1 protein-coding gene is annotated in these 16613 nt (G+C 76.4%); it reads left to right on the top strand.

Features of this window, described 5'->3' with window-relative positions; all coding sequences use genetic code 11:
• Window positions 1–235 precede the first annotated feature (235 nt).
• The gene (locus tag ACZ5CZ_RS34590; protein ID WP_468948532.1) at window positions 236–16612 is read left to right on the top strand and encodes an SDR family NAD(P)-dependent oxidoreductase; all 16377 of its coding nucleotides are present in this window, start codon (window positions 236–238) and stop codon (window positions 16610–16612) included.
• Window position 16613 lies beyond the last annotated feature (1 nt).

The raw sequence follows: 16613 nt of genomic DNA, 5'->3' as shown, positions 1-16613 counted from the left end.
CCGCGCCGGTGCTCGCCGGGCTCGACCAGCTCGAAGCGGCCCTGGCCGACGCCGAACCCGGCGCCGTGGACCGGGCGAAGCTGCGCATGCGGCTCACCGCGCTGCTGGCCAAGTACGGCGGCGAGGAGCAGACCGCTGCCGCCGCGGAGCACGACCTGTCGTCGGCCTCCGACGACGAACTGTTCGGCCTCGTCGACGACCTCGGCGCCAGCTAGGGGCAGGGAAGGAAGACCGCGTGGCAAACGAGGACAAGCTCCGGGAGTATCTCCGGCGCGCACTGGCCGAGGCGCAGAGCGCCCAGCGCAGGCTGGCCGAGATCGAACAGGCCCGGCGCGAGCCGATCGCGATCGTGGGCATGGCCTGCCGCTACCCCGGCGGGGTCAGCACCCCCGAGCAGCTGTGGGAGCTGCTGGCCGCGGGCCGGGACGGGATCTCCGGGTTCCCCGCCGACCGCGGCTGGGACCTGACCGGACTGCCGGTCGGGCTCGGCGGGTTCGTCACCGGCGCCGGTGACTTCGACCCCGGCTTCTTCGGCATCTCGCCGCGCGAGGCGCTGGCGATGGACCCGCAGCAGCGGCTGCTGCTGGAGACCTCCTGGGAGGCGTTCGAACGCGCCGGGATCGACCCCACTTCGCTGCGCGGCAGCCGTACCGGTGTGTTCGCCGGGGTGATGTACCACGACTACGCGACCCTGATGGACAGCGTGCCCGAGGAGCTGCACGGCTTCATCGGCAACGGGAACGCCGCCAGCATCGCCACCGGCCGGGTCGCCTACACCTTCGGCCTCGAAGGCCCTGCGGTCACCGTGGACACCGCCTGCTCCTCCTCGCTGGTCACCCTGCATCTGGCGGTGCAGTCGCTGCGCTCCGGGGAGACGTCGCTGGCGCTCGCCGGCGGCGTGACCATCATGTCCACTCCGGGCACCTATGTGGAGTTCGACCGCCTCGGCGGCCTGGCCGCCGACGGCCGCTGCAAGGCGTTCTCCGCCGCCGCCGACGGCACCGGCTGGTCCGAGGGCGTCGGCATGCTGCTGCTGGAGCGGCTGTCCGACGCACAGGCCAACGGGCACCCGGTGCTCGCCGTCATCCGCGGCTCCGCCGTCAACCAGGACGGCGCCTCCAACGGGCTGACCGCACCCAACGGCCAGGCACAGCGCCGGGTCATCGTCGAGGCGCTGACCAACGCGGCCCTGTCCCCCGAGGACGTCGACGCGGTGGAGGCGCACGGCACGGGCACCGCGCTGGGCGACCCCGTCGAGGCACAGGCACTGCTGGCGACGTACGGCGCCGACCGCGACCGGCCGCTGTGGCTGGGGTCGGTGAAGTCCAACATCGGACACACCCAGGCGGCTGCCGGGGTCGCCGGTGTGATCAAGGTCGTGCAAGCGATGCGCCATGGGGTGCTGCCGCGCACCCTGCACGTGGACACCCCGTCCCCGCACATCGACTGGTCCGGTGGCCCGCTGCGGCTGCTCACCGAGACGACCGACTGGCCGGAGACGGAGGTCCGCCGGGCGGCTGTCTCCGCGTTCGGGGTCAGCGGCACCAACGCCCACGTGATCATCGAACAGGCCCCCGCCACCGAGCCCGTCGCCGAGCCGCCTGCGGTCGCGGGGCCGGTGCCGGTGCTCGTGTCCGGTCGCAGCGCCGACGCCTTGCGCGCGCAGGCGGCGCGGTTGCGGGACCACCTGCTCGCCGAACCCGCGCCCACCGTCACCGAGGTGGCCCGCACGGCGGCGCTGTCCCGGGCCGCTCTGGAGCACCGCGGTGCCGTGGTCGCCACCGACCGCGAGGAGTTGCTGGCGGGGCTGGCCGCGCTGGCCGACGGCGCCTCCGGGGTGATCAGCGGCGTCGCCGGGCGCGGCGGTGGTACCGGGTTCCTGTTCTCGGGTCAGGGGTCGCAGCGCCCGGCGATGGGGCGTGAACTCGCCGAGCACTACCCGGTGTTCGCGGACGTGTTCGGTGATGTCTGCGGGCGGTTGGAGGCGGTGCTGGGCCATCCGGTGCGGGATGTGGTCCTGGACGGCGGGGAGCGGCTGGACCAGACGTTGTTCGCGCAGTGTGGTCTGTTCGCGTTCGAGGTGGCGTTGTTCCGGCTGCTGGAGTCGTTCGGTGTGGTGCCGGACTTCGTGGTCGGTCACTCGGTGGGTGAGGTGGCGGCTGCGCATGTGGCGGGGGTGTTGTCGCTGGATGACGCGGTGGTGTTGGTGTGTGCGCGGGCTGGGTTGATGCAGGAGTTGCCGGCGGGTGGGGCGATGCTCGCGGTGAACGCGGGTGAGGATGAGGTTGCGGGCATCCTGTCGGGTGAGGTGGGGGTTGCGGCCGTCAATGGGGTGCGGTCGGTGGTGGTGTCGGGTGCGGTGGCTGCGGTGGAGGATGTTGCGGAGCGGGCGGGGGAGCGGGGGTGGCGGCACACGCGGCTGCGGGTGAGCCATGCCTTCCATTCGCCGCTGGTGGAGCCGGTGTTGGAGCGGTTCCGTGCCGCGATAGCCGGTGTCGAGTTCGCTGCTCCGCGTATTCCGTTCGTGTCGACGGTGGATGTCGGTGCGGTTCCGGTGGATGCCGACTATTGGGTGCGTAATGTCCGGGACACCGTTCGTTTCGCTGATGCGGTGGCTCATCTGCATGCGCAGGGTGTGACGCGGTTCGTGGAGGTCGGTCCGGACACCGCGCTCACTGCTGCCGGTCCGGACTGTGTGCCGGAGGACAGTACGGCGGTGTTCGTGCCGTTGCTGCGCCGTGAGCAGCCGGAGGTGCGTGCGCTGGCCGCGGGGCTGGCCCGGTTCCATGTGTATGGCGGTACGGTCGACTGGGCGTCGTATCTGCCCCCCGCGGCCCGCGTCGAGCTGCCCACCTACGCGTTCCAACGCCGCCGCTTCTGGCTGGAGTCGGCCTCCGGCGGCAATGTCGGCGCCGTCGGGCTGCTTCCGGCGGGCACCCCGCTGCTCGGCGCGGCCACCGCGCTGGCCGGGTCCGACGCCTACCTGCTCACCGGCCGGCTGTCGGTGCCGTCCCAGCCCTGGCTGGCCGACCACCGGGTCTCCGGCGCGATCGTGCTGCCCGGCGCGGCCTTCCTGGAACTCGCCCTGCAAGCCGCCGACCGGGTCGGCTGCGACCGGGTCGAGGAACTCGTCCTGCGGGCGCCGCTGTTGCTCACCGACACCGGCGCGGTCCGGCTGCAACTGGCCGTCCGCGAGGCACAGGACGACGGCCGTCGCGCCGTGGAGATCTACTCGCTGGCCGAGGACGCCTCCGAGGACGAGCCGTGGACGCTGCACGCCACCGGCACCCTGACCGCCGACACCCGTACCGGCGCGGCGGCCACCCTGACGGCCTGGCCGCCGCAGGGCGCCGTACCGCTGGCCGTGGACACGGTGTACGACGGTCTCGCCGCCCGCGGACTGGGCTACGGCCCGGCGTTCCAGGGGCTGCGCGCGGCCTGGCGGTGCGGCGCGGACATCCTCGCCGAGGTCGCCCTGCCCGGCGAACACCGCGACCGTGCCGGCCGGTTCGGGCTGCACCCGGCGCTGCTGGACGCAGCGCTGCACGCGCTCGCGCTGACCGACGACACCGGCACCGCGCGGCTGCCGTTCTCCTGGGCCGATGTCCGGCTGCACGCCGCCGGAGCGGCCGCCGCCCGGGTCCGGCTCACGCCCACCGGTGAGGGCACCGTCGCGCTGGACCTGTTCGACGCCTCCGGTGCTCCCGTCGCCTCGGTCGGCTCGCTCACCCTGCGTGCCGCCACCGGCCCCGACACGAACGGACCGCTCCACGACGCGCTGTTCCGGCTGGACTGGGACGGCATCCCGGCCCCCGACCGGCCCGTCGCCGGCCCCTGGTCGGTGCACGGGGAGCTGCCCGAGCCGCTGGCCGGCGAGCTGCGCGCCGCCGGAACCGACCTCACCGGGGACGGCGGTCCCGCCGACGTCACCGTGCTGGCCGTCGCGCCGGGGCAGCCCGTCGAGCAGGTCACCACGGCCGTGCTGGGCCAGGTGCAGGACTGGCTGGCCGGCAGCGCGGCGCCCGCCCGGCTGCTGGTCGTCACCACCGGCGCGGTCGCCACCGGACCCGCCGACGGCCCCGCCGATCCGGGCGGCGCGGCGGTGTGGGGGCTGCTGCGGGCCGCGCAGGCCGAACAGCCCGACCGGATCCTGCTGGCCGACCTCGACGGCACCCCCGCGTCCCGGCGCGCACTCGGCGCCGTACCGGCCGCCGGGCGGCCCGAGGTGGCGGTGCGTGACGGCGCGCTGCTCGCCCCCCGGCTGGTCCGGCCCCAGCTGGTGCCGCCCGCCGACCGGCACTGGCGGCTGGCCGTCACCCGGCCGGGCACCCTGGACCACCTCGCGCTGGTGCCCGCCCCGGCCGCGGCCGGCCCGCTGGGACCGGGGCAGGTGCGCATCGCGGTGCGCGCGGCCGGGCTGAACTTCCGCGATGTGCTCATCGCGCTGGGCATGTACCCGGGCGAGGTGGCGCTGGGCGGCGAGGGCGCCGGTGTGGTCACCGAGGTGGCCGCCGATGTCACCGACCTCGCCCCGGGCACCCGGGTGCTGGGCCTGTTCGGTGACGCGTTCGCCCCGGTCGCGGTCGCCGACCGGGCCGCCGTGGCACCGATCCCGGACGGCTGGACGTTCGAGCAGGCCGCCGCCATGCCGATCGCCCATCTCACCGCCCACCTCGGGCTGGTCGGGCTCGCCGGGCTGCGGGCCGGCGAGTCGGTGCTGATCCACTCCGCGGCGGGCGGCGTCGGCATGGCCGCCGTACAGCTCGCCCGGCACCTGGGCGCCGAGGTCTATGGCACCGCCAGCCCCGGCAAGTGGCAGGTGCTGCGCGACCTCGGGCTGGACGACGCGCACATCGCCTCCTCCCGCGACACCGCCTTCGCCGAGAAGTTCGGCCCCGTCGACGTCGTACTCAACTCGCTGTCCGGTGAGTTCGTCGACGCCTCCGCGCAACTGCTGCGCCCCGGTGGCCGGTTCCTGGAGATGGGCAAGACCGATCTGCGCGACCCGGCCGCGTTCCCGGAGATCGTCTACCAGCCGTTCGACCTGATGCAGCTGGCGCCGGACGAGATGCGGCAGTTGCTGGCCGCGGTGCTGGAGCTGTTCGCCGCCGGCGCGCTGACCCCGCCGGAGCCGTCGGTGTGGCCGGTCGCCCGGGCCGCGGACGCCTTCCGGTACCTCAGCCAGGCCCGGCACACCGGCAAACTGGTGCTCACCCTGCCCCGCCCGCTCGACCCCGACGGCACCGCGCTGATCACCGGCGGCACCGGCACGCTCGGCGCGCTGGTCGCCCGGCACCTGGTGCGCGAGCACGGCGTACGGCATCTGCTGCTCACCGGCCGCCGCGGCCCCGACACCCCGGGCGCGCGTGAACTGACCGACGAGCTGGCCGCGTCGGGCGCCCGTGCCGAGGTGGTGGCCTGCGACGCCGCCGACCGGGAGGCGCTGGCCGCGCTGCTGGCTGGCATACCCGAGGAACACCCGCTCACCGCCGTGGTGCACGCGGCCGGGGTCGCCGACGACGGGCTGTTCACCGCGCTGACCCCGGAGCGCCTGACCGCGGTGCTCCGGCCCAAGGTGGCCGCCGCACAGCACCTGGACGAGCTGACCCGCGGCCACGACCTCGCGGCCTTCGTGCTGTTCTCCTCGGCCACCGGCACCCTCGGCGGCCCCGGCCAGGCCAACTACGCCGCCGCCAACGCCTGCCTGGACGCGCTGGCCGGCCGGCGGCGCGCGGCCGGGCTGCCCGCCCAGTCGCTCGCCTGGGGTCTGTGGGCCCCGCCCAGCGGCATCACCGGGGAGCTGTCCGCGGCGGACCTGGCCCGGATGGCCCGCGCCGGAGTGCAGGCGCTGTCCGCCGAGGAGGCGCTGGCCCTGTTCGACACGGCGCTCGCCGTGGACGAGCCGGTGCTGCTGCCCGCCAAGGTCCGGGTGCGCACCGCCGACCCCGCGCTGCTGCCCCCGCTGTTGCGCGGCCTGGTCCGCGCCCCCCGCCGCCGGGCCGCCGCCGCGACCGGGCCCGAGGCGGCCAGCGGGCCGGCCGCCCGCACCGCCGAGGAGCTGCTGGCGCTGGTGCGCGCCGAGGCCGCCGCCGTGCTCGGCCACACCGACGCCGACGCCATCGACCCGCAGGCGGAGTTCCGCGCGCTGGGCGTGGACTCGCTGTCCGCGGTGGAGCTGCGCAACCGGCTCACCGCGGCCACCGGCACCACCCTGCCCGCCACCCTCGTCTTCGACTACCCGACCCCCGCCGCCCTCGCCGCCCATCTCGGCGCGGACGAGCCCGCGCAGGCCGCGCCGGTCGCTTCCGGCGTCGTCACCGACGAGCCCATCGCGATCGTCGGCATGGCCTGCCGGTTCCCGCCCGAGCTGCGCTCCCCGGAGGAGCTGTGGCGGTTCCTGCTGGACGGCGGCGACGGCATCACCGAGTTCCCCACCGACCGCGGCTGGGACCTGGACGCCCTGTTCGACGCCGACCCCGACCGGCCCGGAACGTCGTACACCCGGCACGGCGGATTCCTGCGCGACGCCGCCGGGTTCGACGCCGAGTTCTTCGGCATCAACCCGCGCGAGGCGCTCGCCACCGACCCGCAGCAGCGGCTGCTGCTGGAGACCTCCTGGGAGACCTTCGAACGCGCCGGGATCGACCCGGCCACCGTGCGCGGCAGCCGCACCGGCGTGTTCGTCGGCGTGATGCGCCAGGACTACGGCCCGATGCTGCACCGCGCCGCCGAGGGCGTGGAGGGCTACCGGCTCACCGGGAACGCGGCCAGCGTCGCCTCCGGCCGGCTCGCCTACGCGTTCGGACTCGAGGGCCCCACCCTGACCGTCGACACCGCCTGCTCGTCCTCGCTGGTGGCGCTGCACCTGGCCGCCCAGGCGCTGCGCCGCGGGGAGTGCGACCTGGCGCTGACCGGCGGCGCCACCGTGATGGCCACCCCGGGGCTGTTCGTGGAGTTCTCCCGGCAGCGCGGCCTGGCCGCCGACGGCCGGGTGAAGGCGTTCTCCGCCGCCGCCGACGGCACCGCGTGGTCGGAGGGCGCCGGCATGCTGCTGGTGGAGCGGCTGTCCGACGCGCGCGCCGCCGGTCACCCGGTACTGGCCGTGGTGCGCGGCTCCGCCGTCAACTCCGACGGCGCCTCCAACGGGCTCACCGCGCCCAACGGCCCCTCCCAGCAGCGGGTGATCCGCACCGCGCTGGCCTCGGCCGGACTGACCCCGCAGGACGTCGACGCCGTCGAGGCGCACGGCACCGGCACCACCCTCGGCGACCCGATCGAGGCCCAGGCGCTGCTCGCCACCTACGGCCAGGACCGCGACGGCGAACCGCTCTGGCTCGGCTCGGTCAAGTCCAACATCGGGCACACCCAGGCCGCCTCCGGCGTCGCCGGGATCATCAAGACCGTCCTCGCCCTGCGGGCCGGGCTGCTGCCCCGCTCCCTGCACATCGCCGAACCCAGCCCGCACGTGGACTGGACCGCCGGCGCGGTGTCCCTGCTGACCGAACCGCGCCCCTGGCCAAAGACCGGCCGGGCCCGCCGCGCCGCCGTCTCCTCCTTCGGCGTCAGCGGCACCAACGCACACATCATCATCGAGCAGGCCCCGCCCGGGGAGCCGGCGCCGGCCCCGGCCCGGCCGGCGCTGCCGCTGCCGGTCGTGGTCTCGGCCCGCACCGAACCGGCGCTGCGCGCGCAGGCCGCCGCCCTGCTGACCCACCTCACCGAGCACCCGGCCCTCGAACCGCACGTCGTCGCCCACTCGTTGCTGACCACCCGCGCCGCACACCCGTACCGGGCCGCCGTCCTCGCCGACCCGCACCGCGGGCTGGCCGCGCTCGCCGCGGGCACCCCCGACCCCGACGTCGTCACCGGCCGCGCCGCCGACGCCGGGAAACTCGCCTTCCTCTTCCCCGGCCAGGGCTCCCAGCGGCTCGGCGCCGGCCGCGCACTGGCCGCGGAGTTCCCCGCCTACGCCGAAGCGCTCGACACGGTGTGCGCGGCACTCGACCCGCATCTGCCCCGGCCGCTGCGCGAGGTGCTGTACGCCGCCGAGGGCAGCCCCGAGGCCGCGCTCCTCGACCGCACCGACTTCACCCAGGCGGCGCTGTTCGCCGTGGAAGTCGCCCTGGTGCGGTGTGCGGAGAGCTGGGGCCTGCGCCCGGACCTGGTGGCCGGCCACTCGGTCGGCGAGATCGTCGCCGCGCATGTCGCCGGGGCGCTGACCCTCGCCGCCGCCGCCACCCTGGTCACCGCCCGCGGCCGGCTGATGGCGCGGGCCACCCAGGGCGGCGCGATGGTCGCCGTCGAGGCCACCGAGGACGAACTCGCCCCCCAGCTGGCCGAACACACCGGCCGGGTCCGGCTGGCCGCCGTCAACGGCCCCCGCTCGGTGGTGGTGTCCGGCGACGCCGACACGGTCGCCGGGATCGGCGCCCACTGGCGTGCGCAGGGCCGCCGTACCCGGCAGCTGCGGGTCACCATGGCCCCGCACTCCCCGCACGTGGACGGCATCCTCGCCGAGTACCGGGAGATCGTCGCCGGACTGCCGATCGGCGCGCCGCGGCTGCCGGTCGTGTCCACCGTGACCGGGGCGCCGCTGACCGAGCGGGAGATCACCGACCCCGAGCACTGGGTCGCCAACGTCCGCGACAGCGTGCGCTTCCTGCCCGCGGTACGCGCCCTGGCCGAGGCCGGAGCCACCGCGTTCGTCGAGATCGGCCCGGGCGCCGCGCTGACCTCGATGGCCCGGGACTGCCTGGCCGCCGAGGCCGGGGAGGAGACCGGGCGGGGCGTGGAACGGGTGGTGCTGCCCACCCTGCGCGACGGCCGGGACGAGCTTCCGGCCCTGCTGGACTCCCTGGCCCGGCTGCATGTGCACGGCATCTCCGCGGACTGGACCGCGCTCACCGAGGGCCGCGCCCCGGCGCCGGTCCCGCTGCCCACCTATCCGTTCCAGCACCGCCGGTTCTGGCTGACCGGCGAGAGCGCCGCCGACGCCGGGGCGATCGGCCTCGGCCCGGTCGGGCACCCGCTGCTCGGCGCGGCCGTGGCCCTCGCCGACGGCGCCGGAGTGCTCTTCACCGGACGGCTGTCCCTCGCCACCCAGCCCTGGCTCGCCGACCATGTGGTGGCGGGCCGGACCGTGCTGCCCGGCACCGCGTTCCTCGACCTCGTCGCCCGCGCCGGGGCGGAACTGGGCTGCGGCCGGATCACCGAACTCACCCTGGACACCCCGCTGGTGCTGGCCGAGCGGGGCGCCGCCGCCCTGCAACTGGTCCTCGGCGCGCCCGACGAACAGGGCCGCCGCGCGGTGAGCGTGTACTCCCGTACCGAGACGGGACTCGCCGAGGAACCGTGGACCCGGCACGCCACCGGCACCGTCGAACCGCCCGCCGGCACCGCACCGCAGCCGGCGGACTGGTCCCCGGCCGACGCCGACGGCGCCGAGACGGTCGAGACCGAACCGGCCGAGCTGTACGAGCTGCTGGCCGACCGCGGGCTCGCCTACGGCCCGGTGTTCCGCGGGCTGCGCGCCGTGCGGCGCCGGGACACCGCCACCGGCACCGAGCTGTTCGCCGAGGTGACCCTGCCCGCCCCGGCCGAACCCGGCGGCTTCGGGGTGCACCCGGCGCTGCTGGACGCCGCGTTGCACGCGCTGGCCACCGACCCCGGAGCGAGCCGGGCCGCGCTGCCCTTCGCCTGGTCCGGGGTGACCCTCTGGCAGGGCGCCGCCCCGACGACCCTGCGGGTACGGCTGACCCCGGCCGACGGCGCGGTCGCGATCACCGCGTACGACGGGCAGGGCGCCCCGGTGCTCACCGTGGACGGCCTGGCACTGCGCCCGGTCCCGGAGGGGCTGCACACCGCGGACCCCGCGACCGAGGCGCTGTACACGCTGGGCTGGACGCCGCTGCCCGGCGGACCCACGCCCGCCGACCTTCCCGAGCTCACCGACCTCGGTACCGGCCTCGACCTCGCCGCCGTCACCGACCCGCCCGGACCGTGGCTGCTGGCCCCGCTGCCGGCCACCGCGGACGACCCGGCCCGGATCGCCGCCGCCACCCACCGGGTCCTGGCTCTCACCCAGCGGTTCCTGGCGGACGAGCGGTTCACCGGCAGCACGCTGGTGCTGCGCACCTCCGGCTCCACCGACGGCACCGACCTGGGCGCCGCGGCCGTCTGGGGCCTGGCCCGCTCGGCCCAGTCGGAGCACCCGGGCCGCATCGTGCTGCTGGACAGCGACGGCAGCCTGCCCGACGCCGCCGCCCTCGCCACCGGCGAGCCCCAACTGGCCGTCCGAAACGGCGCGTTGCTCGTGCCGCGGCTGCTCCGAGGGGCAGCACACCGTGAGCCTGCCCCAGGGGACCGCGAGGCATGGGACCCGGAAGGCACCGTACTGATCACCGGCGGCGCCGGGGCACTCGGCTCGGTACTGGCCCGGCACCTGGCCGCCGAGCACGGCGTACGGCACCTGCTGCTCGCCGGGCGCCGCGGACCGGACACCCCGGGCGCGGCCGAACTGGTCGCAGAACTCGCCGAGTTGGGTGCCGACGCCCAGGTGGTGGCCTGCGACGTGGCCGACCGCGAGGCGCTGGCCGCGCTGCTGGCCGGGATCCCGGCCGAGCGCCCGCTGAGGGGCGTGGTGCACGCCGCCGGAGTGCTGGACGACGGGATGCTCGCCGCCCAGACCCCCGACCGCATCGACCGGGTCCTCGGGCCCAAGGCGGCCGCCGCGCTGCACCTCGACGAGCTGACCCGCGGTCACCACCTCACCGCCTTCGTGCTGTTCTCCTCGGCCGCCGGGATCCTCGGCAGCCCCGGACAGAGCGGCTACGCCGCCGCCAACGCCGTACTCGACGGCCTGGCCGCCCGGCGGCGCACGGCCGGGCTGCCCGCCGTGTCCCTGGCCTGGGGCCTGTGGAGCGGCGCGGGCGGCATGGGCGACACCGCGGACGGCGCCGCACGGCAGCGCATCGAACGGCTCGGTGTGGTGCCGCTCGAACCCGCCGAGGGGATGCGGCTGTTCGACACCGCCGTCCCGGCCGGCACCGCGCTGGCCGTCCCCGTCCGGCTGAACCTGCCCGCGCTGCGCGAGCAGGCCCGCACCGTGCCACCGGCCCCGGTGCTGCGCGGCCTGGTCCGCGTCCCCGCCCGCAGCGCCGCCGGCACCGGCGCCCTCCGGGCCGCACTGGCCGACCGCGACGAGGCCGCCCGCCGCAGACTGGTCCGCGACACCGTGCGTACGGCGGTGGCCGCCACCCTCGGCCACGACAGCGCGGCCGGACCCGGCGACCGGCGCGCCTTCACCGACCTCGGCTTCGACTCGCTGACCTCGGTGGAACTGCGCAACCGGCTGGCGGCGAGCACCGGACTGACGCTGCCCGCCACGCTGGCCTTCGACCACCCGAGCATCGAGGCCACCGCCGAGTACCTGCTCGGCAGGCTCACCGAGGCCGCCACCCCGGCCCGCACCACGCCCCGCCGCACCGGCCCGGCCGACGAGCCGATCGCCATCGTCGGCATGGCCTGCCGCTACCCCGGCGGAGTGCGCTCCCCGGAGGACCTCTGGCGGCTGGTGACCGGGGACGGCGACGGCATCTCCCCGTTCCCCACCGACCGCGGCTGGGACACCGACCGGCTCTACGACCCCGACCCCGACCGGGCCGGACACACCTACCTGACCAGGGGCGGCTTCCTGCACGACGCCGCCGAGTTCGACGCGGGCCTGTTCGGCATCTCGCCGCGCGAGGCGCTCGCCATGGACCCGCAGCAGCGGCTGCTCCTGGAGACCTCCTGGGAGGCGCTGGAACGCACCGGCATCGACCCGCTGTCGCTGCGCGACACCGACACCGGTGTGTTCGTCGGCGTCATGTACCACGACTACGCCACCCGGCTGCCCAGCACACCGCAGGACGTCGAGGGCTACCTCGGCGCGGGCACCGCGGGCAGCGTCGCCTCCGGCCGCATCGCCTACACCTTCGGTCTCCAGGGGCCCGCGGTGACCGTGGACACCGCCTGCTCCTCCTCACTGGTCACCCTGCACCTGGCGGCGCAGGCGCTGCGCGCGGGGGAGTGCTCGCTGGCTCTGGCCGGCGGCGCCACCGTGATGGCCACGCCGGGCACCTTCATCGAGTTCTCCCGGCAGCGCGGCCTGGCCGCCGACGGCCGGGTGAAGGCGTTCTCCGCGGACGCGGACGGCACCGTCTGGTCCGAGGGCGTCGGCCTGCTGGTGGTCGAGCGGCTGTCCGACGCGCGCCGCAACGGCCACCGGATCCTCGGCGTGCTGCGCGGCTCGGCGGTGAACCAGGACGGCGCCTCCAACGGGCTCACCGCCCCCAACGGCCCCTCCCAGGAACGGGTCATCCGCTCCGCGCTGGCCGCCGCCGGTCTGTCCCCGGCCGAGGTCGACCTGGTGGAGGCGCACGGCACCGGCACCGCGCTCGGCGATCCGATCGAGGCGCAGGCCCTGCTCGCCACCTACGGCCAGGGCCGCGAGGACGACCCGCTGTGGCTCGGTTCGGTCAAGTCCAACCTGGGCCACACCCAGGCCGCCGCCGGCGTCGCCGGGGTGATCAAGGTCGTGGAGGCGCTGCGGCACGGCGTGCTGCCGCGCACCCTCCACCTCGGCGAACCCACCCCGCACGTCGACTGGTCGGCCGGCGGGGTACGGCTGCTCGACGAGGCCCGGCCCTGGCCGGAGCGCGAGCGGCCGCGCCGCGCCGCGGTGTCCTCCTTCGGCATCAGCGGCACCAACGCGCACGTGATCATCGAACAGGCCCCGCAGCCGCCCGCCCGGCCGGCGGAGCCGCAGCGGGTCGTCCCGGTGCCGCTGTCCGGCGACACCCCGGCCGCGCTGCGCGCCCAGGCCGGCCGGCTGCGCGGCTGGCTGGCCGACCGGCCGGACATCGCACCGGCCGAACCGGCCGCCGCCCTGGCCGCCGGGCGCGCCGCACTCACCCATCGCGCCGTGGTCGTCGCCTCCGGACGCGACGACCTCCTCACCGGGCTGACCGCGCTGGCGGCCGGCGAGCCCGCCCCGCACGTCGTCACCGGCACCGCCGGCGATGTCGGCCGTACGGTGTTCGTGTTTCCGGGGCAGGGGGCGCAGTGGGCGGGGATGGCGGTGGAACTGCTGGACTCTTCCCCGGTGTTCGCGGCGCGGATGGCGGAGTGTGCGGAGGCGTTGGGGGAGTTCGCGGACTGGTCGCTGCTGGGTGTGTTGCGGGGGGAGGCGGGTGAGCCGGGTCTTGACCGGGTGGATGTGGTGCAGCCGGTGTCGTTCGCGGTGATGGTGTCGTTGGCGGCGTTGTGGCGGTCGTTCGGGGTGGAGCCGGATGCGGTGGTGGGGCATTCGCAGGGGGAGATCGCGGCGGCCTGTGTGGCGGGGGCGCTGTCCCTGCGTGACGCCGCCGCGGTGGTCTGCGTACGCAGCGGACTGATCGCCGAGGAACTCACCGGCCACGGCGGGATGGTGTCCGTGGCGCTGCCCGCCGACGAGGTGACCGGTCTGCTGCCCGCCGACGGCGGGGCGACCGTCGCCGCGGTCAACGGCGCCGCCTCCACGGTCGTGTCCGGCGCCCCCGAGGCCCTGGAGCGACTGCTGGCCGACTGCGCCGAGCGCGGCGTACGGGCCCGCCGGATCGCGGTCGACTACGCCTCGCACTCCGCCCAGGTCGAACGCATCGAAGCCCGGCTGGTCGAGGCGCTGTCCGGGATACGGCCCCGGCAGGCGACGGTGCCCCTGTTCTCCACCGTCACCGCCGACTGGGCCGACCCGGCCGCGCTGGACGCCGGCTACTGGTACCGCAACCTGCGCCGGACCGTCCGCTTCGCCGACGCCGTGCGCGCCCTCGCCGAGCAGGGCCACCGCGCCTTCGTCGAGGTCAGCCCCCACCCGGTGCTGGTGCCCGGGATCGACGGCACGCTGGACGAGGTGACCGTCGTCGGCTCGCTGCGCCGCGACGAGGGCGGCCTCGACCGGTTCCTGCACTCCGTCGCCGAGGCCCAGGTCGCCGGGGTGCCGGTGCGGCTGGCCGCCGCCTTCGACACCTCGCGGCCCGCCCCGGCGGACCTGCCGACGTACGCCTTCCAGCGGCAGCGCTACTGGCTCGCCGCCCCGGAGCCCACCGGCACCGGCACCGGCACGATGGACGGCGCGTTCTGGACGGCGGTCGACGGCGCCGACCCCGACGACCCCAAGGCGCTGGCCGACCTGCTCGGCGTCCCGGCGCAGCCGCTCGCCGAGGTGCTGCCCGGCCTGGCCGCCTGGCGCGCCGCCAGGGAGGCGTCCGCCACCGCCGACGGCCGGCGCTACACCGTGGGCTGGCGACCGGCCGACCCGCCCGAGGCCGTACTGGCCGGCACCTGGCTCGTGGTCGCCCCCGACGGCCTGCCCCTCGCCGAGGAATGCGCCGCCGCCCTCACCCGCGCCGGCGCCGAGGCCCACGTGATCGGTCCCGAGGCGGTACGCGCGGTGGTCACTGGCAATGCGGTAACCGCCGTTGCAGGGACAGGAGTTGCTCCGTTCGGCGGATCGGGATCGGACGCCTTGTCTGCTGGGTCGGGCTTGGACGTCGGCCCGGGCGGGCCGGGATCGGACGCCCTCCTCGCCGCGTCGGAATCGGACGCCGTGTCTCCCGGGAACGGCCCGGGCGCTGTGCCACCCGGCACCCCTTCCTTGGCCGACCCCACCGGCACCGCACCGGCTGCCGCCGACACCGGCACCGCATCGGTCGCCGACCGCACTGGCACCGCACCGGTCGCCGCTGACACCGGCACCGCACCGGCTGCCGCCCACACCGGCACCGCACCGGGCAGCACCCCTACGTCCGCCCTGTCCCCTGGCACCGCACCCGGTGTCGTACCGCCCGCAAGCGGGCCGGTGCGGGGGGTCGTCTCGTTGCTGGGGTTGGTCGACGGGCCGCATCCGGAGGAGGCCGCCGTGCCCGCCGGGCTGGCCGCCACCCTGGAGCTGGTGCGGGACCTGGCCGGCACGGACACCGCGCTGTGGCTGGTCACCAGTGGGGCGGTCGCCGCCACCCCGGCCGACCGGGTGCCGCACCCCGAACAGGCCATGCTCTGGGGCCTCGGCCGCACGCTCGCGCTGGAACACCCGAAGCTCTTCGGCGGCATCGTCGACCTGCCCGAGGATCCGCGCCGCGGGCTGGACCGGCTGGCCGCGCTGCTGGCCGGAGCCGAGGACCAGGCCGCGGTGCGCGACACCGGAGTGCTGGTGCCGCGCCTGGCGCACGCACCGCTCGCCGGGCGCACCCCGGCCCGGCAGTGGCGGCCCACCGGCACCGTCCTCGTCACCGACGGCCTCGGCCCGATGGGGCTGCCGGTGGCCCGCTGGCTGGCCGGGAACGGCGCCCAGGCGCTCGTCCTGACCACCGACGACCCCGCCGCCACCGCACCCGACGACCTCGGCGTCCCGGTCACCCTGAGCACCTGCGACCCGGCCGACGAGACCGCCCTGGCCGAACTCCTCGCCGGGATACCCGCACAGCTGCCGCTGACCGCGGTGGTGCACACCGCGGGCACCCTGCGCTCCGGCCCGCTGACCGGCACCGGTCTCGCCGAGGTCGCCGCCACCCTCGCCACCAAGGCGCGCGGCGCGGCCAACCTGCACCGGCTCACCGCCGACCTGGACGCGTTCGTGCTGTTCTCCTCCGTCGCGGCCACCTGGGGCGGGAGCGAACAGGGCGCGTTCGCCGCCGCCAACGCCTACCTCGACGCGCTGGCCCGGCACCGGCAGGCCCGCGGGCTGCCCGCCACCGCCATCGCCTGGGGCCCCTGGCAGGGCGCCGGGCTCGGCGCGGCGGACGCCGGCGTCGAGGCGCAGCGCCGCGAACAGCTGCGCCGGCGGGGCGTGCTGGCCCTGGACCCCGAGCAGGCGCTCGCCGCGCTGGCCGACGCCGTCCGGCACGCCGACACCGCGGTGACCGTGGCCGACGTGGACTGGGCCGTCCTCGCCCCCGCGTTCACCGCCGCCCGGCCCAGCCCGCTGCTGAGCGAGCTGCCCGAGGTCCGCGCCAGCCTCACCACCGACGCGGGCGGCACCGGCGGCCCCGGCGACCCGGAGGAAGCCGCGGACGGCTCCGCCACGGCGGCCCGGCTCGCCGCGCTGCCCGAGGCCGACCAGCGCCGTGAACTCGTCGCGCTGGTACGCCGGGAGGCCGCCGTCGTCCTCGGCCACGACGACCCCGAGGCACTGCCCACCGGGCGGCCCTTCACCGACCTCGGCTTCGACTCGCTGGCCGCGGTCAACCTGCGCAACCGGCTGCGCGCCGCCACCGGCGTACGGCTGTCGGCCACGGCGGTGTTCGACCACCCCACCCCCGACGGGCTCGCCGACCATCTGCGCGGGCAGCTGGCGGCCCCCGCCCCGGCGGCCGTCGGCTCGCTGGACGAGGAACTCGACCGGCTGGCCGGCGTCCTGGCCGAGGTGTCCGACGAGGACGACCGGCGGCGCGCACTGGCCCGGCTGCAAGCCCTGGTGGGCCGGCTGGCCCCGGAGCCGGACGCGGGCCACGCGTCGGCGGAGTCGGTCAGCGAGCAGCTCGCGGACGCCGACGACGAAGAGATCTTCCGGTTCATCGACTCGGAGTTGAGCTGAT

It is taken from the genome of Streptomyces sp. NPDC031418 (assembly GCF_055581605.1).
The sequence above is the reverse complement of the archived record's forward strand: the minus strand, read 5'-3'. Positions and strand labels throughout refer to the sequence as shown.